Consider the following 23280-nt stretch of genomic DNA (forward strand, 5'->3'; position numbering starts at 1 on the left):
GAGGATGACTCCGGAAGAAATCTGGAAGGAAGCGGCTGGGGGTTCCCAGAAAGCTTGGACGGAAGTGTATCGCCTGTTCGGCGGTCGGCTGTACCAGTTTTTCCTGAAGAACACCGGCCGGACAAGCCAGGCCATGGACATGGCCCAGGAAGTGTTCGAGCGCATCTGGCGTCATCGTGCGGATTTTCGGACCGGCAGGCTCCAGACCTGGATCTTCCGCATCGCGCGGAACCTGCTGATCGACGAGTGGCGCAGGAAAGGCCGGAGCGAGGTGCTCGTGGAAGAGGTGCCGGAGAATGTCGATCCGCAATCGCACGTCGAGGCGACGGTGATCGACAGGCTCGAGCAGGATGAGGCGGCGAAGCTGATCGACGCGACGCTGACGAAATTGTCGGATGACGACCGGCTCGTGATCGGGCTGGTCTACCTGGGCGGGCTGTCGTTCCCGGAGCTGGCCGAGGTGATGGAAATTCCGCTGGGTACAGCCAAGACGAGGGTGAGGCAGGCCCGGCTCAGGCTCGAATCGCACATGAGAGACCAGATGCACGGAAGATCGGCAGGTGAGGCGCAATGAACTGCAACGAATGCACCGAAAAGATTCTCGATCACGCGCTGCTCGAGCAGACCGTGGCCGACCCCGAGGCCGCGGCGCATCTCGAAGGCTGCCCTGCGTGCCGCAAGCGCCTCGAGTTCGAGCGCAGTCTGGCCGCCGGATTCCATGCCATCGTCACCGAAGAGCCGCCGATCGAGCTTGCCGGCCGTGTGCTCAACATCCCGGAATGCGTGACGGCCGAGGAACGGTCGGTCACGGGCTCGCGGCGTCAGGAGGGGCGGGCGGCCGTGCCCGAAACCCTGGTGATCGCGCCTGAACCGGCCGGCAAGCCCGACGAGAGTTCGGCTGCGCGTGTTCCTGAAAAACGCCCTGCCCGGGAGATCCCGTGGTGGCAGGCGTTCTGGTTCAGAGCCGGCGTTTCGTTTGCGGCCGCCGGGTTCCTTCTTGCGATCGGTGTTTCGCAGGTCATGACGACGAGTTCGTCGGTCGACCGCGGCAGAACGGACGTCGCTCTCGAGAAAACGCTCGATTACGTGAAATCCGCTCCCCAACCGGCTGTCGCGCCGTCTTCCGAGGAAATGACGATGGCCGCGGCCCCGGTCGTGCCCGAAGAGGCGAAGGAACCGGTCGCGGTTCCGGAGGTCCCCTTGCCTCCGCCACCGGTTTTCGAGGCGAAAAGCGCGCCGCCGGAGGGGATGCAATCCCTGGTTTCCCCCGGGCCGGAGAACCCCACGGAAAAGATCGCCGCGGCGCCTGCCGAGCCTTCGGCGGATTCCGGTGCGGAGCGTCTTGCCGCCGTTCCTGCGAATGAGGAAAAGGGACCCGTGAAGGCCGTGGAACCCGCTCGCCCCGCCGCCTCCGCCAGCCCGCCGAAGGTCGTCGGCGAGCCGTTGGTGAAGAAAAAGGGCGAGAAAGACACCGTCCCGGAAGAACGGATCGTGCTCGCCAAACAGCAGCCGGCAGCCCCTGTCGCTCCCGTTGCCGTCCAATCCAAGGGATTGATCGTCGGTGGCGCCGCGCGGCGGGCAAGCCCGTCGGTGAGTCCCGCGATCGCCCCCCAGGAGACGGAAAGCGCCCCGGCAGGCGGCGAACGGTTCGCTTCGGAACGCATCGAGCCTGAAGTGGGCGACATCCTGCTCCGGAAGGCGGATGCGGAGGGAACGGAAAAGACGGCGGACGATCTCGCGCCCGATTATGAAGCCGGTTTCGCCCCGCCGCCGCCGGTAAAAGCCGCCGCCGAGAGATTCCGGCAGGATTTCATCGATGAAACCACGATCGGGGTCTCGCCGCGCAAGCAGGCCCGCATCGAAGAACTCATGGCCGCGCATGCCGCCGAGATGCGAGAGGGACCGCTCGATATCGACCACTGGGTCCTGTCCGGCTGGATCACGGTGAAAGAGCGCATCCAACTCGCCCCGCCGGAAGGGATGAGATGGGTCGCCGTCCGGAGCGGAACCTCCTGGAAGGCTGAGATTCGTTCGAAACGGCGCATCGAAAAATAATTTTTCCCCGACCCCCGATCCCGGCTGATGCCTCCATGGAACCACAACTTCCATCGGAGGCGTTTTTATGATGTGTCGCTGTCTCATGGCTTTGTATGCCGGAATCGTGACGTTCGGGTATCTTCTGCTTGCCGGTCCCTGGGCGGATGTTGAAAACAGGTGCGACATTTCTCCTGCCCGGATCGAGCTGGGAGACATTCTGAACCGTGAGATCGCAGACGGGATGCTTGGAGGCGTGCGGTGCGATGCGCTTGCCGATTCACTCCCTGCCCTTGCCGGATACGGGGGCTGGAAATCGTCGGCATACGATCCCGACGAACGGTGCTGGTATCTGACCGGCTGGATCGACGACGAGCGCGTCGGCTGCCAAAGAATGTCGCTGACCCTGTGGCCGATCCCCGAGAGTGCAGGGAGCCGGGCGTGGCGGTTCCATCTGGTATGCGTGAGCCTGCTTCCGGCCGTGCCGGCATCTGTCGACATCGAAGGCGCCTGGCGGAGCTCGGACGGCCACATCCGGATCGTCTGGACCGGATCGGGAGGAGGCGGGGAAGAGTCCTGCAACCTCCGGGCAAGCCTGATCGCTCAAAAACCGGAGCATGGCGACAGCTGGCAGATCGCCGGCGTGCGATGAGCGCCCGGGACGATGTCCAGGTCGGGGCCTGCCGTGTCGAATCCCGTTGGCAGCGTACCTTGTGATGTTGAACGCATCGAGCTTGTCATCGGGACGACGAGCGTGTACACTTGCCGCGTTTGATGAACCCCCCGACACCGGGGCGAGTATTTTCAGGAGGTTGTCATGTCCAAAGAACTGAACGAAGCGAACTTCAAGAGCGAAATCTCCGACTACGCCGGCGCTGCGCTGGTGGATTTCTGGGCCCCCTGGTGCGGCCCGTGCCGGGTCATGGGGCCGATCGTGGACAACCTCGCGAAGAAATACGAAGGCAAGATCAAGATCGCGAAAGTCAACGTCGACGACAATCAGGGCCTCGCCGGCCAGTTCAACGTGATGTCGATTCCGAGCCTGGTCTTCTTCAAGGGCGGGAAGGTCGTTCACACCCATCTCGGCGCCACCACCGAAGTCGATCTCGAGAACCAGTTGAAGCAGCACTTCGGTCTCTGATTCAACGGAACTCCCCACGGCATGAACATTCTGGCGGGGGGGGAGTGGCGGTCCGGATTTCCCGACTATTTCAGGGGGCCGGGCCAGGTTCGCATCCGGGTCCTGGCGTTTCGGAACCTCGCGCGGATCGAGGGACTGTATTTCGTGCGCCCGCGAAGCATGCGGCTGCTCGTCAACTACCTGTTCGAGTTCGGCCTGCGCGGGGTGTTTCGAAAAGTCAGGTCTCGCCTCGGGGAACGACTCCGTAACGAAAAATATATATCTTTCGGTATTGGAAGAGTCCTCGAGGCCGATGCCGGTTCCGTGCATGCCGCCGGGCGCTTCGTCGCGTTTCTCGCGCCGTGTCACCCGGCCTGCGTCGAACGGATCGTCCTGGACGACGGGCTGGTCGCTCCGCTGGAGGGCGAACACCGGTTCGACGAACGGACGGTTCTCCACGGCGGCCCTGCCGAAGCGCGGCCTGACGCCGATTTCTGGACCGGCCTCGCCGGCTTCAGCGAACATGCCGGCAGGGTGCTCGAGCCGACGCTTCTGGCCGACCTGCACGACAGGCTGAGACGGGCTGTCGCGGCGGAAACGTGGGTGAAATGCACGGCGCATGCCCTTCCCGATCGAGACGGCATGTCTTCCGTTTCTGAAACGGTGGCGGCTGAGAACGCGGGCGGCTCAAAAGATCCCGCAAGGCCTTCCGGCATCGTATACGGCTACGGGAATTACGCGAAAACCTTTCTGATTCCGAATGCGTCGCCGTTCATCGAGATCAGGAAAATTCACGAGATCGACCCGACGCAGATTCCGCTCGAGGAGCGCGGATGGGCGTGGGACACCTCGCCGCTGCCGCGGCCGGACGAACGCGCCGACGTGTTTTTCGGCGCCGGCTACCATCACACCCACGTTCCCGTCGCCCTCGCGGCGCTTCGTCAGGGAGCGTATGCCGTGGTCGAAAAGCCCGTGGCAGTCGATGACCGACAGCTCGGGGAGCTGCTCGAGGCGCTGAAAACGGCCGGCCCGAAACTGTTTTCCTGTTACCATAAAAGATATATACCATTTAATACATACGCAGTCGAAGACCTTGGAATTCGTCCGGGTGCGCCTGTTTCCTACTCGTGTATCGTGTATGAGGTTCCCCTGCCGACATTGCACTGGTATCGCTGGCCGAACGCGAAGAGCCGGCTGGTTTCGAACGGCTGCCATTGGATCGACCATTTCCTTTTCCTGAACGGCTTCCCGGAGGTCCGCTCCTTCGATCTCGCGATCGCGCCCGACGGGACGCTGAACGTGTCGGTCACGGCCGCGAACGGCGCGTTCTTCACGATGGTTCTCACCGACCGGGGCAGCGAGCGCGTGGGACTGCGCGATTACATCGAACTGCGCACGGCCGACTCGACCGTGCGGATGACGGACGGCTCGACCTACGTCGCCGAGGGGCCTGACCGGGTGATCCGCCGGGCGTCGATCAACAAGCTGTTTAGCTACCAGAACATGTATGCGACGATCGCCGAGAAGATCTCCCGCGGCGAACCCGGCGACACCGTCGAGTCGGTGCGCATCTCGGCCGGCTTGATCCTCGATCTCGAACGCCTGTTCCAGGTGCGGATTCGCAGCCTCGTGTAAAGGCGCATCGGCACCCATTCGGGACTCGTATCGCCATGGTGAAACGTTCGTTGCGTCTCGGTGATATATCCCGGTTGTGGTATCATGTGGCGGTTCAATTCACCCTGCGCCGGGAGGAATCATGCACAAGTCCATCAACAAAGAAGCGATCGAAGCGATCATCCGGACGGAGCATCATGACCCGTTCCAGATTCTCGGGATGCACCTCGTCGAGGAAAAGGCAAAAAAAGTGGCCGTGGTTCGGGCGTTTCTGCCGGATGCGGTCAAGGCATACGTCATCGATGCCCGGCATGGCGACCAGTTTCCGATGGAAAAACTGCACGACAAGGGCTTTTTCGAGGCCGTGATCCCCTCCCGGCAGGACGTCTTTCCCTACCGGTTGGCGACCGAGTATGCCAGCGGCGCGACGAGCGAATTTCACGATTCCTACGCGTTCCTTCCGACGCTTGGCGAGATGGATTTGTATCTGTACAACGAGGGCAACCACCACTCGGTGTATGAGAAGCTCGGGGCGCACGAGTGCGTCATGAAATACCACGATCAGATGATCGGCGGCGTCGGGTTCGCCGTATGGGCGCCGAACGCTCGCCGCGTCAGCGTCATCGGCGATTTCAACCACTGGGACGGCCGGCGGCACCTGATGCGCTCGCTCGGCAGCTCGGGCATCTGGGAGATCTTCATTCCGGGCCTCCAGACCGGGCAGAACTACAAGTTCGAGATCAAGACCAAGCATGGGAGCATGGTCGAAAAAGCCGATCCCTACGCTTTTTACGCCGAAGTGCGGCCGAAGACGGCGAGCAAGATATATAATATCAATGGCTATGAATGGAATGACCACGACTGGATGACCCGCCGGCCCGGCCGCAACTGGCGCAAGGAGGCGGTCTCGATCTACGAAGTCCATCTGGGTTCGTTCATGCGGGTCTGTGAAGAGGGCAACCGGTTCCTGAACTACCGCGAGCTGGCCCACAAGCTGGCCGACTACGTGAAGCGGACCGGCTACACGCACGTCGAACTGCTTCCCGTGACCGAACATCCTCTCGACATTTCCTGGGGCTACCAGGTGACCGGCTTTTTCGCCCCGACCAGCCGCTTCGGCAGTCCGAAGGATTTCATGTATTTCGTTGACTATTTACACCAGCAGGGGATCGGCGTCATTCTCGACTGGGTGCCGGCACACTTCCCGAAGGACTGGCACGGCCTCGCGCAGTTCGACGGCACGGCGCTGTACGAGCACGAAGACCCGCGCCAGGGCGAGCACAAGGACTGGTCGACACTGATCTTCAACTTCGGTCGCAACGAGGTCAAGAATTTCCTGATCAGCAGCGCGCTGTTCTGGCTCGACAAATACCACATCGACGGCCTGCGGGTCGACGCCGTCGCCTCGATGCTGTATCTCGACTATTCCCGCAAGGCCGGCGAGTGGGTGCCGAACAAATACGGCGGCCGCGAGAACCTCGAGGCGATCGAGTTCCTGAAATACCTGAACAGCATCACCTATCAGCAGTTCCCCGGCATCATGATGATCGCCGAGGAGTCGACGGCGTTCGCCGGCGTCAGCAAGCCGTGCGACCAGGGCGGCCTGGGCTTTGGCTTCAAGTGGAACATGGGCTGGATGCACGACACGCTGATGTATTACTCCAAGGACCCGATCTACCGGCGGTATCATCACAACAACCTCACCTTCCCGCTGATCTACGCGTTTCACGAGAATTTCATCTCGGTGCTGTCGCATGACGAAGTCGTACACGGGAAGGGCTCGCTGATCGGGAAGATGCCGGGCGATTTCTGGCAGAAGTTCGCGAATCTGCGTCTGCTGCTGGCCTTCATGTGGACGATGCCGGGCAAGAAGCTGCTGTTCATGGGTTGCGACATCGGCCAGTGGAACGAGTGGAACTGCAACCAGAGCCTCGACTGGCACCTGCTCGGCTTCGAGTCGCACGCCGGTCTGAACCGGCTGATGGCGCATCTCAACCACCTGTATCGGTCCGAGCCGGCCCTCCACCAGAACGACTGCGAGGACAGGGGATTCGAATGGATCGATTTCCAGGATGCCGATTCCAGCGTCATCAGCTGGATCCGGAAGGGGGACAACCCGGACGAACTGATCGTGGTGGCGGCGAACATGACGCCGGTGCCGCGCATGAACTATCGCATCGGGCTTCCCGTCGGGGGGTATTATCGCGAGGTGCTGAACACCGATTCGGCAATGTATTTCGGGTCGAATATAGGCAACTATGGAGGCTTCTGGGCCGAGCCTCACGGCTGGCAAGGCAAGCCGTTCGGCGGCAACATCAATATCCCGCCGCTGTCGCTCGTCGGGTTCAAACTGCAGCGCTGATACCGGCATGAAACAGATCTGCGTCATCGGCTTGGGTTACATCGGGTTGCCCACGAGCAGCATTCTTGCTGCCAAGGGCTTCTCGGTCCTCGGCGTCGACGTGAATCCCTCCGTCGTCGAGACGATCAACGGCGGCCGTATCCACATCACCGAACCCGACCTGGACGCTTTCGTCAAGGCCGCGGTCGGCTCGGGAAAACTGCGGGCGGCGACAAAACCGGAGCCGTCCGACGTCTTCATCATCGCAGTTCCGACGCCGTTCAAGGCCGGTCACAAACCCGACATGTCGTACGTCGAGGCGGCGGCCCGTTCGATCCTGCCGGTGTTGCAGCCGGGCAACCTGGTCATTCTCGAGTCGACCTCGCCGCCGCGCACCTGTGAGGACATCATCGCACCGATTCTCGCCGAGTCGAACCTGAAGGTCGGTGCCGACGTGTTCGTCGCGCACTGTCCCGAGCGCGTCCTGCCGGGTCAGATCATGCGCGAGGTCGTCGAAAACGACCGCGTGATCGGCGGCATCAACCCCGCTTCCGCCGCGAAGGCGAAAGAATTGTACTCGGCGTTCGTCAAGGGCGAGATCTTTCTGACCGACGCGACGACGGCCGAGATGGTGAAGCTCGTCGAGAACTCGTTCCGGGACGTGAACATCGCGTTCGCCAACGAGTTGTCGATGATCTGCGACCGGCTTGGCCTCAACGTCTGGGAGCTCATCCGCCTCGCGAACCGACACCCGCGCGTCAACATCCTGCGGCCCGGCTGCGGGGTCGGAGGCCACTGCATCGCGGTCGATCCGTGGTTCATCGCCGACGTCTGCCCGCAGGAGGCCCGGCTCATCCGCACCGCGCGTGAGGTCAATGATGCCAAGCCTCATCACGTGACGGCGCGCATCCGCGACGCGGCGGCGCGGTTCAAGAAGCCGACGATCGGCCTGCTGGGCCTTTCCTACAAGCAGGATATCGACGATCTGCGCGAGTCACCCGCCGTCGAGATAGCCCGCGAGTTCAGGAACGATCCGGGCGTCGACCTGCTGGTCTGCGAGCCGTTCGTGCGATCGCATGCCGAGTTCGCGCTGGCGCCGCTCGACGAGGTCATGCGCCGGGCCGATATCGTCGTGCTGCTGGTTCCGCATACGGTATTCCGCAACATCGACCGCGAGCTGCTCAAGCCCAAGGTCGTCATCGACACATGCGGCGTCTGGTGACCGTTCCGTACGCCGGCCCGCGGGAGACAATCCAGCAATGAAGCTGTTACTCATCGATCCGCCGTTCAAGAGCTTCACCGGCATCTTCGGCTTCTACTTTCCGCTCGGACTGGCCTACCTGGCGGGCGCCGCGCGCAAAGCCGGGTTCGACTGTTCGATCCTCGACATGGATGCGGCCGAGCCAAAAACCGGAACGCTCGATTTCGCGCATGAATACGAGCGATATGCCACGTATATCGAGGCGCTGAACGACCCGCGCCACCCGACCTGGGACTTGCTGCGTACGCTCGTTCTCGACCAGAAGCCCGACGTGATCGGCGTGACGGCGATGACGACGAAGTTCGGCACGACGATGCAGACGATCCGCTTCTGCCGGGAGGTTCTGCCGCGCGTCCCCATCATCGTCGGCGGCCCGCACGCCTCGACGATGCCCGATCTCACGATGAGCATGCCGGAAGTCGATTACGTGCTGCGTGGCGAGGCCGACGAGAGTCTGCCCGAACTCCTGGTCGCCCTGCGCGACGGCCGCGACGTGGGCGGCATCCGCGGGCTCAGCTTTCGTCGCGACGGAAAGGTCGTCCACAATCCCGACCGGGCGTTCGCTCAGAATCTCGATGCCCTCGCCCTGCCGGCCCGCGACGCATTATTACATCCGGAAAACTATTCTTCCGAAGACATGGGTGTCATCCTGACCTCGCGCGGCTGTCCGTTCGCGTGCAGCTACTGTTTCCACATGTGGGAACGGCGCGTGCGGTACCGCTCGATCCCGAACATCATCGAGGAGATCGTGCAGGTTCATGACGCCTACGGAACGACGCAGTTCTCGTTCAAGGACGACTCGTTCACGGTGAAGAAGAAGCACGTGCGCGACTTGTGCGAGGCGATCGGGCGACTTCCGTTCAAGATCAGCTGGTCATGCACGACGCGCGTCGATCTGATGGAGGACGAACTGCTCGAGATCATGAAAGACGCCGGCTGCGTGCAGGTGAGCGTCGGCATCGAGACCGGCTCGGAGCGCATCCTGAAGGAGACCGACAAGGGCATCACCCACGCCCAGATCGAGCGCGCGGCCCGCATGCTGAACCGGCACCGCATCTTCTGGAGCGGCTACTTCATGATCGGCCTGCCGACCGAGACCGAGCAGGACATGCGGCTGACGATCGAGTATCTGCGCAAGGTGCGCCCGTACTACGGCGGACTGGGGGTCTACAACCCGTTCCCGCGCACCAAGCTGTTCGACCAGGGCGTCGAGCTCGGCCTGCTCGACCCGCAGCCGCCGCTGGAGCATTTCCTGAAGACGAACCCGAAAGACCTGTTTTTCAAAGATCCGAGGCGACGCGTCGTCGAGGTTCCGCACGAGCGGTTCGAGCAGATCGTCGCCGAGGCGATGCAGGTGTTTCATGCCCACAACACGAACCCGTTCAGCATGATCCGGCGCGGCTTTGCGCGGCGCAGGACCTACATGGCCGATCCCTCCCTCCTCTGGCGCGACCTGTCGAAAGCATGGGAGATGATCCGCTCGAAGTTCGGGTTTTTCGCGACACATCCCTGACGGAAAGGAATCGCCATGCGGCAGATCCTGCAGAGTCTGAAAACCGGCGAGATCGAGATCGCCGACATCCCCGTGCCGACCGTGAAGGCCGGGCACCTGCTGATTCAAAGCGCCCGAAGTCTCATCTCGGTCGGAACCGAGCGGATGCTGCTGGATTTCGGCCGGGCCGGCTGGATCGACAAGGCGCGGCAACAGCCCGACAAGGTGCGGCAGGTATTCCAGAAGATCCGCACCGACGGGCTTCTCGCGACGGCCGAGTCGGTGATGCGCAAACTCGACCAGCCGCTCGCGCTCGGCTACTCGAACGCGGGCCGGGTCGTGGCGGTCGGGAAGGGCGTCACCGGCTTCGCGGCCGGCGATCGCGTCGTTTCGAACGGGAACCATGCCGACGTGGTCTGCGTGCCCGAGAACCTGTGCGCGAAGATCCCCGACGGGGTCGGCGACGATACGGCATCGTTCACGGTCATCGCGTCGATCGCCCTCGAGGGCATCCGGCTCGTCCAGCCGACCCTGGGCGAGAGCGTCGCCGTGATGGGACTCGGCCTCATCGGCCTCCTGACGGTCCAGATGCTGCGCGCGAACGGCTGCCGGGTGATCGGGTTCGATTTCGACCCGTCGAAAGTCGCGCTGGCGCGCGAGTTCGGCGCAGAGGCCCACGACCTGAAAGACGGGATCGACCCGGTGGCGGCCGCGACGGCGTTCTCGCGCGGGCATGGTGTCGATGCCGTTATAATAACTGCCGCTACAAAAAGCGACGATCCCATCCACCAGGCCCCGCAGATGTGCCGCAAGCGCGGCCGCGTCGTGCTGGTCGGGGTCGTCGGGCTGAACCTTTCCCGCGACGATTTCTACAAGAAGGAGATCACGTTCCAGGTCTCGTGCTCGTACGGGCCCGGCCGGTACGAGGCGGAATACGAGAAGAAGGGGCTGGACTACCCGATCGGCTTCGTGCGCTGGACCGAACAGCGCAACTTCGAGGCCGTGCTCGACATGATGGCGGCCGGCTCGATCAGGACGGAAAAGCTGGTCACGCGCGTCATCGCGATGGACGAGGCGAAGAAGGCCTACGAAGCCGTCGCGGCCGGCGAGAACGTGCTCGGCCTGGTGCTCGATTACGGGCAGCAGATCAACCTGGAGCGGCGCAGCGTGATCCTGCAGCCGGCCGCCGGCATTGCCGCGGCCCCCGGCAAGGGCATCACGGGATTCATCGGGGCGGGGAACTTCGCTTCGGGGGTTCTCGTTCCCGCGTTCGCGGCCGCCGGCGCCGGGCTGAAGACGATCGCGAGCTCCGGAGGCGTGTCGGGGACGCACCTCGGCAGGAAAAGCGGGTTCCGCATCAGCACGACGGACTACCGGACGATCATTGACGATCCCGAGATCGACACGATCGCGATCACGACCCAGCATGGCACGCATGCGAAGTTCGTCTGCGAAGCCCTGTCGGCGGGAAAACACGTGTTTGTCGAAAAGCCGCTCTGCCTGACGTGGAACGAGCTTGCCGAGATCGAGAAAGCGTATCAGGACGCCTGCGCGGCGAAGCCCCGCATCCTGATGGTCGGTTTCAACCGGCGGTTCTCGCCGCTTGTTCAAACGGTCAAACGGCTGCTCGACAGCCAGCAGGAGCAGAAAAGCATCGTGATGACGGTGAACGCCGGCGCGATTCCCGGCGACCACTGGACACAGGACGAGGAGGCCGGCGGCGGGCGCATTCTCGGCGAGGCCTGCCATTTCATCGACCTGATCAGGTTCCTGGTCGGGGCGCCGATCCTCGATGTCCACACCGCGGTGATGCGGAGGAAAGACACGGCGACGCCCCCCGATACCGTCACCGTCACGATCACGTTCTCCGACGGCTCGCTGGGCGTGGTGAACTACTTCGCCAACGGCCACAAGGACTACCCCAAGGAGCGGCTCGAGGCCTTCTCGGGCGGCCGCATCCTGGTCCTCGACAACTTCCGCTCGCTTTCCGGACACGGCTGGCCGGGATTCAAGGGCGAGTCTCTCTGGGCGCAGGACAAGGGGCATGCCGCCGGGGCGAAGGCGTTTCTCGAGGCCGTGCGAACCGGCGGAGCGGCGCCGATCCCGTTTGCAGAGATCGTCGAGGTGACGAAAGCGACGCTGAAGGCTGCCGGCATCGCCCCGGACCGTGATGCCTGAGTTCGTCAGCCGTCTCCGACGCCTGGTCTGGACGGCCGTCCACCTGAAGCCGGTCCAGATCTGGGGCCGCCTCGTATGGGCAGCGAGACGCCGGTTCAAACGGATCCCAGGGTTGGCCGATCTCGCCGCCGAGGCGGCGCGCCTGCGTGATGCGCGCGGGAAGCCCTCGCGGGCGAGGGTGGCCTTCCGGTTTCTCTCGGAGCCCCGCGAATACCCGGTGGATGCGGTCGCGTGGGACCCCGAAGGCTCGGCCGGCTTCGGAAACGGCGTCCCGGTGAAGTTGTGGCGGTACAATCTCCAGTATTTCGACTGGCTGAATCACGGCGAGATCGCGTCCGACCCGGAAACCGCGTCGTATCTCATCCTCGACTGGATCGCGCGGTGCGCCGACGACGGCGCCGAACCGTGGGAGCCCTACCCGGTGTCGCGACGGCTCATGAGCTGGCTCGCCTGGCTCCGCAGAACATCCTCCGCCGCTACCGATGCGTCTTTCATGGCGCTGGTCCGCGGTTCGGTGGAGGCGCAGGCGTGCAGGCTCGAGACCGACCTCGAGATCCACATCCAGGCTAACCACCTGCTGATGAACCGTCTGGCCCTCGTCGAGACGGACGCCTGGCTGATCGAGACCGCCGACGGCGCCGCCGCCGCGCCCCTGCGTCGGAGGCTCTCGCGACACGCGGCGGCCCTGCGGCGCGAGATCGTCGCGCAGGTCCTTCCCGACGGCGGGCACGAGGAACGGAGCCCGATGTACCACCGCGAAATGCTCGACGGGATCGCGCGTATAGCCGCTACGGTCCGGAAGCTCGCCGCGACGTCGGACGGCGGAGAAGCCGTCGAGGCGTGCCGTTCCCTTGTCGCCCGATGCGACGAGGTGCTGCCGAGGATGCGCGACTGGCTGGACGCGCTCACGCATCCGGACGGCCGCATCGCCCTGTTTCACGACTCGGCGATGGAGCACGGGGCGCATATGAATATCAAGGAATATCATTCTTGGCTCGCGACCTGGCTTCCCGACTCGGGGTATTTCGTCCTGCGCAGGCCGGGCGGCCTGTATCTGGCCGTCTGCGCGCACGCCCCGTCGCCGCGCCACCAGCCGGGCCACGCGCACTGCGACATCGGCTCGTTCGAACTCTCGCTTCGTGGCCGCCGGCTGATCGTCGACACCGGCACCGGCTCGTACCAGGATCCGGAGATCAGGCGCCTGTGCCGCTCGACCGGGGCGCACAACGTGCCGATGACCGAGGGATGCGAACAGAGCGATATGTGGGGCGATTTCCGGGTCGGAAAACGCGCGTACGTGATGAAGAACGAATGCCTGGAGCGCACGTTCAGGCTCCAGTGGCGCGACATGAACGAGGACATCTTCATCCGCCAGATCGACTGGGGCGATTCGTGGCTGCGGATACGCGACATCAGGCACGTCGGGTATGCGGACGGGCGCTTCGTCTCGCTTCTCCACCTCGCCCCGGGGATGAGACCGGTTCCGGGCGAGCGGATCCTGATCGAGGCCGACGGCAGGCCGTTCTGCACGATCTCGACCGGGTGTCGGGTGGAAATCGAGGCGTCGATGTATTATCCGGAATTCGGGCCGGGCATCGCGAGTCACCGGCTGAGGTTCATATCGGAGAAGGGCGGTTGGATCGAGTATGAGATCAGCGAATAGCCCGAAACGCATCCTGGTGATGTCGCAGTTCTACTATCCCGACATCACGGCGGCCGCGTTTCGCATCAGGGAAACGGTCGATCTTCTCCTTGCGAAGGGGCACCGGGTGCATGTCATCGCGGCCAAACCCCACAAGGCCGTTCTCGACGGTGCGCCCGTGGATGACGGAGACGCCCGGGTGACCAGGTCGTATATCTTTCCCTATACCGGTCGCGGGAAGTGGAATTATATCGCTCATTATATGTCTTTCATGGCGTCGTCGATCTGGGCCTCTTGGAGGCACCCGTCGAGATTCGACATCGTCTGGGCCTCGAGTCCGCCGCTGTTCGTGGGCATCGCCGGTTGGGTCGTCGCGCGGCTCAAGAAGGCGAAGTTCGTGCTCGACGTGCGCGACATCTGGCCGGACTCGGCCGCGACGACCGGGCAGATCCGGCCTGACAGCTTTCTGTATCGCATGGCAAAACACGCCGAGCGGTGGCTGTACCGCGCCGCCGACCGGATCACCTGCGTCGCCCGGCCGATGGCCGAATATATCGCAGGCTATGGCGTGGAACCGCCGGCGGTCATCTACAATGCCATCCCGGGCAGGTATCTGGATGCCGTTGAATCGGCCGAAAACAGCGGACCTGCAGCCCCGTCGGACGGCGAAGCCCTGACGATCGCCTACGTGGGCAACATGGGCTACTGTCAGAATCTCGGCGTCGTCGTCGCGGCGGCAGAGAGACTCCAGGCTGCGGGCGAGTTGGGAATTCGCTTTCTGCTCGTCGGAGAAGGGGTCGAGAAGGCGAAACTCGAAGCCCGCGTCCGCGAGGCGGGGCTGACGAACGTCGAGATCCGCGGCGCTGTTTCCAAGGCGGATGCGCTTCGCATCTCGGTCGAAAGCTCGGCCCTGGTGCTTCTGCTCAAGGACGACGGGACGATGGACAAGACGATTCCGTCGAAGGTATTCGATTACCTTGCTGCCGGCCGACCGATCCTGTTCGGGCTCCAGGGCGAGGCCCGCTCGATTCTCGGCTCGTCGGGCGGCAATATCGGCTTCGATGCAGACGATCCCGGCTCGCTTGCGGAAGCGGCCTGTCGGCTGAAGGGCGCATACGGAGCGTTTGCAGCGGCGGCGCGCGGCCACCGGGATCTCGTGCGGACGCGCTTCCGGAGAGAGGCGATGACGGACGAGCTCGACCGGGAGTTCGAGAAGCTTTTGCATGACTCCGGCGATCATTCCTGATACAATTGAAAAGTTTGGGGACGTATGTCACCCGCCAGTCCCGCATGGGAGGAAAGCACGTGTCTGAGATCAACAAGGTTATCGAGAGTCTCGAGAGGGTCATCTCCCTCGGCGAAAAGCTGCTGACGAACTTCGACGTCGAGGATCTGCTGATACAGATCGTCAACAACATCAAGGAGCTGCTGAAAGTCGAGGGCGCAACGCTGTATCTCGTCGATCCCGTCGAGAAGCTGATGATTTCGCAGGTCATCCTCAGCGACCACGTCGAGGAGATCGTGCTGAAGATCGACAACACCTCCATCGCCGGGTTTGTCGCTCTCAACCGGCGCACGCTCATGATTCCCGATGCATACGCCGATCTGACGAAAATCCATCCCGACCTTCGATTCAACAAAGCCGTCGATGAGGCGAGTCACTTCCGCACGAAGGACATCCTGACCCACCCCCTCATCGTCAACAACGAGCTGATCGGCGTTTTCCAGGTCGTGAACAAGGTCGGCGGCAAGTTCGACGAGTACGACGAGCGGATCCTGCGTAACTTCTCCGTCTTCGCGGGCATCGCCATTCTGAACGCCCGGCTGATGATGAAAATTCTCGAGGAACAGGCCAACGTCCGCGACATCATCGAGCATATCGACGAAAAGGTGATCATCCAGGACCGCGACGGTCGCGTTGAACATCTCAACAAGCCCGCCATCGCGGAGCTCCCCGCCGGCGTCACGCTGAACGGTGCCATCGGGAAGAGGCTCACCGACCTGTTTCCCCAGTATGGCGGCATCAAGGAGGAGATCGACAAGCTGGTCGGGCACAATCTCGACAAGTCGTTCTTCGGCGGCAAGCAGCCGTACGTGATCCTGACCGTGAAAAACTCGCGACAGCTCGTCGAAAAGGTCATCCTCATCCTCAAGGTGCCGCCCAGCAACATCGCCGACCAGGCGGGGGAAGATCCCCAGAAGCTGTCTTGAAATATACGTTTAATTATACACACCAGTCACCGGAGGAGCCCCGTTCATGAAGAAAGCGACGACCAAGACGACCAGGACCGCCAAGGCGGCCGGAGCATCGACCCCCGCACGGCCTGCGAAGACCGCCGCCCGGAAGAAGCCTGCCAATCCGTATCTGGCGGGAAACAAAATCGATCCGAAGCCGGCCTGCCGTGACCTGAGGGTCGCCGACCTGGTCGACAGGCTGTTCCTTTCCTACAACGCCGGCCGTCTTCGCGAGGCCTGCCAGCTGTTCACCCGGAAAATGCTCGCGAACGACGTCACGATCGGCATGAGCCTCGCCGGCGCCCTGACGCCCGCCGGGCTCGGCCAGTCGGCCATCGTTCCGCTCATCGAGGCGGGGTTTGTCGACTGGATCATCGCGACCGGCGCGAACCTGTATCACGACACGCATTTCGGCATCGGCGAGGAGTTGTATGCCGGTTCGCCGTTCTTCAGCGACATCGACCTGCGCGACAAGGGCGTCGTCAGAATATACGACGTGGTATTCGATTATCACGTCCTGCTGAACACCGATGCGTTCTTCCGTGAGATCATGCGCTCCGAAGTGTTCCAGCGCCCCATGGGTACGGCGCATTTCCACTATCTCGTCGGCAAGTTCATTCACGAGCGCGAGAAGGCGCTTGGCCTGAAGGGCGTCAGCATCCTGTCGGCGGCGTATCGAGCCGGCGTTCCCGTCTACACCAGCAGCCCGGGCGACAGCTCGATCGGCATGAACATCGCCGCGCTGGCGCTCGAAGGCGGCAAGCTTGTTCTCGACCCCAACGTCGACGTGAACGAGACCGCCTCGATCGTGCTGAACGCGAAGCGCACCGGCGGCAAGAGCGCCGTCTTCATCTGCGGCGGAGGCTCGCCCAAGAACTTCATGCTCCAGACCGAGCCCCAGATCCAGGAAGTGCTCGGCATCAAGGAAGAAGGCCACGACTACTTCATCCAGTTCACCGACGCGCGGCCCGACACCGGCGGCCTTTCCGGCGCCACGCCGTCCGAAGCCGTCAGCTGGGGGAAAGTGCGGCCCGACAGTCTGCCCGACACCGTCGTCTGCTACCTCGACTCAACCGTCGCCCTGCCGATCGTCGCCAGTTACGCGCTGAGCCGCACGAAATCCCGCAAGCAAAAGCGCCTGTACGACAAGCTTCCGAAGCTGATGGAAAAATTGACCTCCGAATACAAGGCGATCCGAAAAAAAGGCTTGCGCTGAGCCGCATCACGTTCAATATCGCATTCGATATTCCTGTAGGGGCGGGTTTCAAACCAGCCCCTGCGGCGTATCTGGACGATCCCAACGACGTATGAGGGAGCGGCAAACACGTCACGGGGAGATTCAACCGCGGGCGAAGGCGGCGGCGACGATGCGGTCGCGGTCGGCTTCGGTCAGGGGTGACGCGCCGGCGGTTTTCCACCAGGATATATACTCGATGTTTTTGTTCGCGCTGACGACCGGCACCGGTTCGAGGCCGAACAGGAGAAGGCCGTGTTCGCCGAAGGCGGCGCAGAGGTGCGCGAGGATGGCGCGATGCACGTCCGGATCGGTGACGAGGCCGCCCGGGCTGACGGAAGCGGCCTCGGCCTCGAACTGGGGCTTGACGAGCAGCAACATGCTGCCGCCGGGGGCCAGCCGCCGCATCGCGGGGGCGACGATGGCTCTCAGGGAGATGAACGAGACGTCGGCGACGATGAGATCGTACGGTCCGGAAACCTCTCCTTCCGAAATCGTGCGGAAGTTCGTGCGCTCGACGGGTGTGACCCGCGGATCGTCGCGAAGACGCGCATCGAGCAGGCCGTACCCGACGTCGAGCGCGGTGACGTGCGCGGCGCCTCTCCGGAGAAGCACCTGGGTGAACCCGCCCGTCGAGGCCCCGATGTCGAGGCACGTCGCACCGCCGACGTCGATGTCGAAGGCCGAGAGGGCGTTGTCGAGCTTGACGGCGCCGCGCGACACGAACGGACCGCGTTTTTCCCGTCGCTCCAGGAGCGTGCCGGACGGAACCAGTTCGCCCGGTTTGTCGTAGACGCGGTCGCCGATACGGATCTCTCCGGCCATCACGAGGCGCCTTGCCGTATCGGTATCGGGCGCCAGCCCGAGATGAACGACGAGCAAATCGACTCGCATGCGTTTGGCCATAGGAACATTCTCCGGTCGATGTGGTCGATACGCGTGACGAATCCCGCGATCTGGCGTATCATATCACCAGACGGCGATGATTCCGCCCCATGCCGTAGAAAAAACGACTGCGCCACAGATGCAGATGCCGCATTTCATGAAGCTCAACACCCACACCCATTTCCCGCCGATGCCGATTCCCTTCCGCACCGGACGGGTTCTGCGATGAACGAAAACATTTTCGACCCTCTCGGCGACGAAAGCGATCCGGAGAGGCTCGAGGCGGAGCTCGCCCGTGCCGAGGCCGTCCGCGATGCCCTCCTGGCGGAAGCCGCGAACTACCGGCGCGCGTTCGAGATCGCTCGCGAGCATGCGGGCGTGTCGGTCTGGAACATCGATCTTCAGGCCCGGACACTGATGTTGGGAACGGAGTCGAGCGTACACTCTCTCGACGAGCGTCTTCATCCCGACGATGTGGAAACGATGTTCCGTGAAGTCTCGCGATCGAGTCCCGACGAGCCCGACGTGCGGATGAAACTGAGGATGAAGGGGCCCGGCGAGCGGTGGGATTGGTTCCGATTCGACGGCCTCGTCGAGCGGTTCGACTCCGATGGACGACCTCAGCTTCTCATTGGCGTCGGAAAAAATATATCTGATGAGATACTATTGGAAGAGAATCTTGCGGAGGATGAGCGTTTGCTCGAAGAACTGCTCGATAATTCGGTTGCCATTCTCTACCGGCACGACTCGAATCCGAATGGCGCCGGGTATTTCAACTCGCCGCTGTATCTGCACGCCGTCCCCAGCTGCGCGGGATCAATCGACAAGGTCATCGAAGAAGGTCTCGAGTCGATTCATCCCGATGATCGTGAGCGCATCGATGCCGCTCTGGGGCAGAACATGGCAAGCCTCAACGGCAGTCAGGTCACGAGTGTGATGGAATACCGCCGTGCCGATTTGAAAGGGGAGTACCACTGGTATTACGATATTGTGACGCTCATTCCCGACCGTAAGAACGCCGTGCAGACGATGCTCGGCTCGGCTCTCGAGATCACGGCCCTGAAAGAGGCCGAAGCGACGCTCCGTGCATCCGAGGAGCGATACCGCCTGGTGACGACCCTCAGCTCGTTCATCATCTGGACCACGGATCTGGAAATGAACTTCCGGTACTGCAGTCTGGGTGTAAAGAATATGCTTGGATATACTGCTGAAGAAGTCATCGCGCTTGGGCCGCGGAAAACATTACTGCCGGAATCCTACAGGCTGGTCGTACGGCTGGCGCAGGAAATCCGGTTGCAGGAGGCGAAACGACCGGGTTCGTTCATACCCCGCTATGTCCAGCTCTGGCAGCGGCACAAAAACGGTATGGCCGTTCTGACGGAAGTCGCCGTTTCGGTGGTTCATGACGAATCTGGACGACTCGAGGGATTTTGCGGGGTGACCCGCGATATCACCGAGTTTCATCACATGAAGGAAGCCTTGCGGACGGAACGCGAAATGCTGGAAAACCGCGTTTTGGAACGGACGGCTGAGTTGCTTCGCGCGAACGAGGTTCTTCGCCGGGAAATTGAGCGGCGGCGCCAGGTCGAGACGGCGTTGCTCGAGATGAGCGAGGCGGAGCAGCGAACGATCGGGCACGAACTGCACGACGGTCTCTGTCAGCAGCTCGCCGGTGTCATGTGCCTCTGCGAGGCCGCTCGCGACAGGCTTCTGGAGATCGGAAGCATCGACGCGATCCAGATGGGACGCATTCATGACCTGCTCGCAGACGCCGTGCGCTACGCGCGATATATGGCGCGCGGTCTGAGCCCTCTCTTCATCGACGTCAACGGGTTGTCCGACTCCCTCGAGGCGCTTGCCTCCTCTCTACCGCTAATGTACCGCGTCTCATGCAGCTTTACCCAGCTTGGGAAATCTCGTGTCGAGGAGCCGGAGCAGGCCCTGAGCCTGTACCGGATCGCCCGATTGGCGGTTCAGAATTCCGTTCACGAGGGCAATGCCGCGCATGTCGACATCCTGCTGAAGACCACTTCAAAGTCGGTCAGCCTGATCGTCAGCGACGACGGCTCTCCGCGGGCGACATCGATCGCCTCTTCCGAATACGGCCATTGCATGATCGATTACCGCATGAGAATCATGTCGGGAAGCGTCATCGTGAAAAATCGCCGCGGCGGCGGAACGGTCGTGAGATGCGTTGCGCCGCTTCGACGCAAGGAGAACGGGAACGATGGCGCAACGAACGTCTGAGTCGATGCACGAGAAAGAGGTCGCCCGGCTGGAAAACCTCAGGCGGAGGATTGCGGTCGTTCGCGACGAGAGCATGGCGGCGGCCGCGGTCGTGGAAACGCTGAAAAGGCATGCCGGGCTTCTTGCCGAGCGTGGTGGGATCGACATCTTCCACGTGGGCCGTGGCGAAGAGCCGGTGTTCGCGACGGCAAACACCGGTGACGCCTCCGCCCTGCGACATGCGCTTTCGGCGCTGTCAGGAGAGGACTCGACCTTTCAGGCCGATATCAGGGAGGGTGGCGGGGCGAGCATGGTTCCCAAAACGCTCAGGATCGACGGGGTCGTCACATCCAGGGCGGAAGACGGAGCCCCGGATATCGCCGTCGGGATCAGATATGAGATCACCGGCAAGCTCACGAAGATCGGAGAACTCGGGAAGCGCGCGAGGCAGTTTCGGGAACTGCTCGACAATGCGGCGGTGCTCTTTTACCGGTTCGATCTGAAGCACGGCAGTTTCAGGTATTCCAACCGTTCGGCCCAGCAATTTCCGGCATTCCGGGAACGCCCGGAGCCCGGCGACCCGCTCGGGAAGCTGACGTGCGATATCCATCCCGACGACATCGGGCGAATCGCCCCGTTGATTCGGAAGGCCATGAATCCTCCGGTGGCGGCGAAATCTTCCATCACGATCGAATACCGACGGCGGAACGACCAGGGGCAATACAGGTGGCTGTACGAAAAGCTCACCTTCCTTTCGGACGAGACGAATACAGTATCCTCCATCATAGGATCCGCCGCTGACATCACGCCGTTGAAGGACGTCCAGGACGCCATCCGGGAGAGCGAACGGCGGTATCGCATGATGATCGAGCTTTCCACGGATATCATCTGGATTCTCGATCTCGATTTCCGGCTCGTCTATACGAGCCCCGCCTGTTTCAAAATGCTGGGCTATACCACGGAGGAGATGTTCCGCCTCGCTCCGGGTTCGACCTTGGCTCCTGAGTCCTTCAGGCAGCTCCGGGCGGCGATCAGGGAGTATCTCGAGCGGGAGCCGGCCTCTCACGGTTTCGATGACACGGTGCGATGCGAGTTGACCTTCCGAAGAAAGGACGGCGCTCTGGTGCGGGGGGAACTCGTATTCACCGGATACCGGGACGATTCCGGGCGGCTTCTCGGAATCTGCGGCGCCACTCGCGACATCACCGAGCGAAAATCGGTCGAGGAGGAGATGAAACGGACCCAGCGCGAACTCGAGCGTCGCATCGCGGACAGATCCGAAAAACTTTCCTACATCAACACCCTGCTGAACATCGAGATGGAACGGCGAAAGCAGATGGAACATTTCATGCTCCATCACCCCGAGCGTGACCGGGCCTTGATCGGCAGGGAGTTGAACGAGGGGTTGTGCCAGGAACTGGTCGGCATGATGTGCCTCTGCGAAGTGGTCAGGGAGAACCTCCAGGGACGCGACGCCGTCGCGAACGAAGACATCGCCAGTATTCTGGATCTCCTCGCCGACGCCGTCAGGCAGGCCCGGGGGATGGCGAAGGGGCTGAACCCCCTGCTGGCCGATCCTCGCAGCCTCGACTGTTCCCTCGGTCTTCTCGCGGAGAAAACATCGGAGTTGTTCAACGTCCGGTGCCGTTTTTCCTCCTCGAGCGAGATTGGCATCGGCAATCCCGATCAGGCGCTGAATCTGTATCGCATCGCCCAGGAAGCCGTCCATAACGCAATTCGTCACGGAAAAGCCCGGAATATCGAGATCGAACTCGGCGGCGACGATGAATACGTGAGGCTGAGCGTGGCGGACGACGGCATCGGGCGTGGAGGAACCCCGGTAAATCCGAAGGGCATGGGATTGAAGATCATGGCCTATAGAATGCAGGCCATGTCGGGAACGCTCCGGGTGATCGACCGCGCAGAAGGCGGGGTGCTGATCGATTGCTCGGCGCCGAGGCGGCAACCCGCCAGATGACATCTTCATGTATATGGAGTATCGACGAAGCCGGAACGTCGATCAGGCGCGTCGAGGCTGAGTTTGCTGCGGCTGTCTCGCCGCGCGCGGGACATGTTCGGGACGTTCCGGATCATCGAAAGAGCCGAAGGCGGGGCGACAGTTGAATGTTCGGCGCTGAAACGGTAGAATGGTGCAAGGTCATTCAGTCCGCTATAATAAACCTCAATACATAGAGGTGGTTACAGTGTTCGCGGGGCCACAGCACATCGGAATCAAGGTTTTCCTCGTCGACGATCACGGCGTCATGCGGATGGGGCTTCGGCAGCTCCTCGTCAGGCGCGGTTTCGAAGTGTCCGGCGAGGCCGAAACGGCCGCAGACGCATTGTCGAGGATCGCCGTCGTCCGGCCGGATGTCGCGCTCATCGATCTCTCGCTCGGCCGGGACGACGGAATGGCGCTTCTGGAACAGCTCAGTACCGCCGTTCCAGACGTCAGCCTCATCGTCTACTCGATGTACGACGACCCGTTGTACGTCAGGAAAGCCGTGGCGGCCGGGGCGAAGGGCTACGTTACCAAAGACGACGCCTCGACCCACCTGGTCGACGCGATCCGGGCGGTCGTCGCGGGAAAACGCTTCTACAGCGAGTCTATCGCCGGCAAGCTCGTCGAAACGATCGTCGACAAGACGGAACCCGCCGAAACGCCGCAACTCTCGAAACGCGAACAGGATATTTTCAACCTCCTCGGCGAGGGCTTTTCCATCCGGGAAATCGCCGGCAAGCTCTCGCTGAGCCACAAGACGATCGAAACGCACTGCGGGAATCTGAAACTGAAGCTCGGCGTGAAGACGATGCGCGAGTTGTCGCGACAAGCGATCCGCCAGAACAGCAACACCCATCGCTGATCCGCTTCACCAATGAATCTATAGATTCGGGTATTTCCCCGATGAAAAATCAGGAAATTGCCCGATTCCGCGCTTGAAGCCGATTCGATATGCTGAATACGGAAGCAGGATCAGGCATCGTCTGGTTCTGTGCCCATTAGGAGCTTCATAATTT

The 23280-nt window shown here is 62.4% G+C and carries 17 protein-coding genes; 16 read left to right on the forward strand and 1 reads right to left on the reverse strand.

Annotated features, from left to right (window positions below; translation table 11 throughout):
* The first annotated feature begins 4 nt into the window (after positions 1-4).
* The 13 genes from PLU72_12720 (at position 5) to speY (ending at position 17133) form a co-directional block, all read left to right on the forward strand.
* Positions 5-574: an RNA polymerase sigma factor gene (locus tag PLU72_12720; GenBank protein HOT29040.1), complete on the forward strand. Its 570-nt coding sequence runs from the start codon at positions 5-7 to the stop codon at positions 572-574.
* Positions 571-2055 (forward strand): hypothetical protein, encoded by a 1485-nt coding sequence (locus PLU72_12725; GenBank protein HOT29041.1) that lies wholly within the window; start codon positions 571-573, stop codon positions 2053-2055. The genes PLU72_12720 and PLU72_12725 overlap by 4 nt, the downstream gene beginning before the upstream one ends.
* A 67-nt stretch (positions 2056-2122) precedes the next feature.
* On the forward strand, positions 2123-2686 hold the full coding sequence (locus PLU72_12730; GenBank protein HOT29042.1) for a hypothetical protein: 564 nt from the start codon (positions 2123-2125) through the stop codon (positions 2684-2686).
* Positions 2687-2851: 165 nt separating this feature from the next.
* Positions 2852-3175, forward strand: a complete 324-nt coding sequence (gene trxA, locus PLU72_12735; protein HOT29043.1) for a thioredoxin — start codon at positions 2852-2854, stop codon at positions 3173-3175.
* A gap of 21 nt (positions 3176-3196) precedes the next feature.
* On the forward strand, positions 3197-4789 hold the full coding sequence (locus PLU72_12740) for an oxidoreductase (protein ID HOT29044.1): 1593 nt from the start codon (positions 3197-3199) through the stop codon (positions 4787-4789).
* Between the two features lie 121 nt (positions 4790-4910).
* Positions 4911-7130 (forward strand): 1,4-alpha-glucan branching protein GlgB, encoded by a 2220-nt coding sequence (glgB, locus tag PLU72_12745; protein HOT29045.1) that lies wholly within the window; start codon positions 4911-4913, stop codon positions 7128-7130.
* 7 nt (positions 7131-7137) lie between these two features.
* Positions 7138-8331 (forward strand): UDP-N-acetyl-D-mannosamine dehydrogenase, encoded by a 1194-nt coding sequence (gene wecC / locus PLU72_12750; protein ID HOT29046.1) that lies wholly within the window; start codon positions 7138-7140, stop codon positions 8329-8331.
* A gap of 37 nt (positions 8332-8368) precedes the next feature.
* The gene (locus PLU72_12755) at positions 8369-9883 is read left to right on the forward strand and encodes a radical SAM protein (protein HOT29047.1); all 1515 of its coding nucleotides are present in this window, start codon (positions 8369-8371) and stop codon (positions 9881-9883) included.
* Between the two features lie 15 nt (positions 9884-9898).
* On the forward strand, positions 9899-12040 hold the full coding sequence (locus tag PLU72_12760) for a bi-domain-containing oxidoreductase (GenBank protein HOT29048.1): 2142 nt from the start codon (positions 9899-9901) through the stop codon (positions 12038-12040).
* The gene (locus PLU72_12765; protein ID HOT29049.1) at positions 12033-13703 is read left to right on the forward strand and encodes a heparinase II/III family protein; all 1671 of its coding nucleotides are present in this window, start codon (positions 12033-12035) and stop codon (positions 13701-13703) included. Before PLU72_12760 ends, PLU72_12765 begins: the two co-directional genes overlap by 8 nt.
* On the forward strand, positions 13687-14928 hold the full coding sequence (locus PLU72_12770) for a glycosyltransferase family 4 protein (protein ID HOT29050.1): 1242 nt from the start codon (positions 13687-13689) through the stop codon (positions 14926-14928). The genes PLU72_12765 and PLU72_12770 overlap by 17 nt, the downstream gene beginning before the upstream one ends.
* Before the next feature lie 59 nt (positions 14929-14987).
* Positions 14988-15893, forward strand: coding sequence for a GAF domain-containing protein (locus tag PLU72_12775; protein ID HOT29051.1), 906 nt, complete (start codon positions 14988-14990; stop codon positions 15891-15893).
* Positions 15894-15939: 46 nt separating this feature from the next.
* Entirely contained in the window at positions 15940-17133 is a 1194-nt protein-coding gene (gene speY / locus PLU72_12780) for a deoxyhypusine synthase (protein ID HOT29052.1), read from the forward strand.
* 123 nt (positions 17134-17256) lie between these two features.
* On the opposite strand, the gene PLU72_12785 is transcribed toward speY, so the two are convergent.
* On the reverse strand, positions 17257-18057 hold the full coding sequence (locus PLU72_12785) for a TlyA family RNA methyltransferase (protein ID HOT29053.1): 801 nt from the start codon (positions 18055-18057) through the stop codon (positions 17257-17259).
* 204 nt (positions 18058-18261) lie between these two features.
* Here PLU72_12785 and PLU72_12790 point away from each other — a divergent pair, with 204 nt between their 5' ends.
* From PLU72_12790 to PLU72_12800, 3 genes are all read left to right on the forward strand, one after another.
* On the forward strand, positions 18262-20283 hold the full coding sequence (locus PLU72_12790; protein HOT29054.1) for a PAS domain S-box protein: 2022 nt from the start codon (positions 18262-18264) through the stop codon (positions 20281-20283).
* Positions 20264-22240 carry a PAS domain S-box protein gene (locus tag PLU72_12795; GenBank protein HOT29055.1) on the forward strand — a complete coding sequence of 659 codons (1977 nt, stop codon included), beginning with the start codon at positions 20264-20266 and terminating at the stop codon, positions 22238-22240. The genes PLU72_12790 and PLU72_12795 overlap by 20 nt, the downstream gene beginning before the upstream one ends.
* 226 nt (positions 22241-22466) lie before the next feature.
* Positions 22467-23126 carry a response regulator transcription factor gene (locus PLU72_12800; GenBank protein HOT29056.1) on the forward strand — a complete coding sequence of 220 codons (660 nt, stop codon included), beginning with the start codon at positions 22467-22469 and terminating at the stop codon, positions 23124-23126.
* Positions 23127-23280 lie beyond the last annotated feature (154 nt).

It is taken from the genome of Candidatus Ozemobacteraceae bacterium, from assembly GCA_035373905.1.
GTDB lineage: Bacteria > Muiribacteriota > Ozemobacteria > Ozemobacterales > Ozemobacteraceae > MWAR01.

Excerpts from the sequence above, each read along its gene's own strand:
- PLU72_12720 (HOT29040.1), top strand. The coding sequence starts at position 5 with ATGACTCCGGAAGAAATCTGGAAGGAAGCGGCTGGGGGTTCCCAGAAA.
- PLU72_12725 (HOT29041.1), top strand. The coding sequence starts at position 571 with ATGAACTGCAACGAATGCACCGAAAAGATTCTCGATCACGCGCTGCTC.
- PLU72_12730 (HOT29042.1), top strand. The coding sequence starts at position 2,123 with ATGATGTGTCGCTGTCTCATGGCTTTGTATGCCGGAATCGTGACGTTC.
- trxA (HOT29043.1), top strand. The coding sequence starts at position 2,852 with ATGTCCAAAGAACTGAACGAAGCGAACTTCAAGAGCGAAATCTCCGAC.
- PLU72_12740 (HOT29044.1), top strand. The coding sequence starts at position 3,197 with ATGAACATTCTGGCGGGGGGGGAGTGGCGGTCCGGATTTCCCGACTAT.
- glgB (HOT29045.1), top strand. The coding sequence starts at position 4,911 with ATGCACAAGTCCATCAACAAAGAAGCGATCGAAGCGATCATCCGGACG.
- wecC (HOT29046.1), top strand. The coding sequence starts at position 7,138 with ATGAAACAGATCTGCGTCATCGGCTTGGGTTACATCGGGTTGCCCACG.
- PLU72_12755 (HOT29047.1), top strand. The coding sequence starts at position 8,369 with ATGAAGCTGTTACTCATCGATCCGCCGTTCAAGAGCTTCACCGGCATC.
- PLU72_12760 (HOT29048.1), top strand. The coding sequence starts at position 9,899 with ATGCGGCAGATCCTGCAGAGTCTGAAAACCGGCGAGATCGAGATCGCC.
- PLU72_12765 (HOT29049.1), top strand. The coding sequence starts at position 12,033 with ATGCCTGAGTTCGTCAGCCGTCTCCGACGCCTGGTCTGGACGGCCGTC.
- PLU72_12770 (HOT29050.1), top strand. The coding sequence starts at position 13,687 with ATGAGATCAGCGAATAGCCCGAAACGCATCCTGGTGATGTCGCAGTTC.
- speY (HOT29052.1), top strand. The coding sequence starts at position 15,940 with ATGAAGAAAGCGACGACCAAGACGACCAGGACCGCCAAGGCGGCCGGA.
- PLU72_12785 (HOT29053.1), bottom strand. The coding sequence starts at position 18,057 with ATGGCCAAACGCATGCGAGTCGATTTGCTCGTCGTTCATCTCGGGCTG.
- PLU72_12790 (HOT29054.1), top strand. The coding sequence starts at position 18,262 with ATGAACGAAAACATTTTCGACCCTCTCGGCGACGAAAGCGATCCGGAG.
- PLU72_12795 (HOT29055.1), top strand. The coding sequence starts at position 20,264 with ATGGCGCAACGAACGTCTGAGTCGATGCACGAGAAAGAGGTCGCCCGG.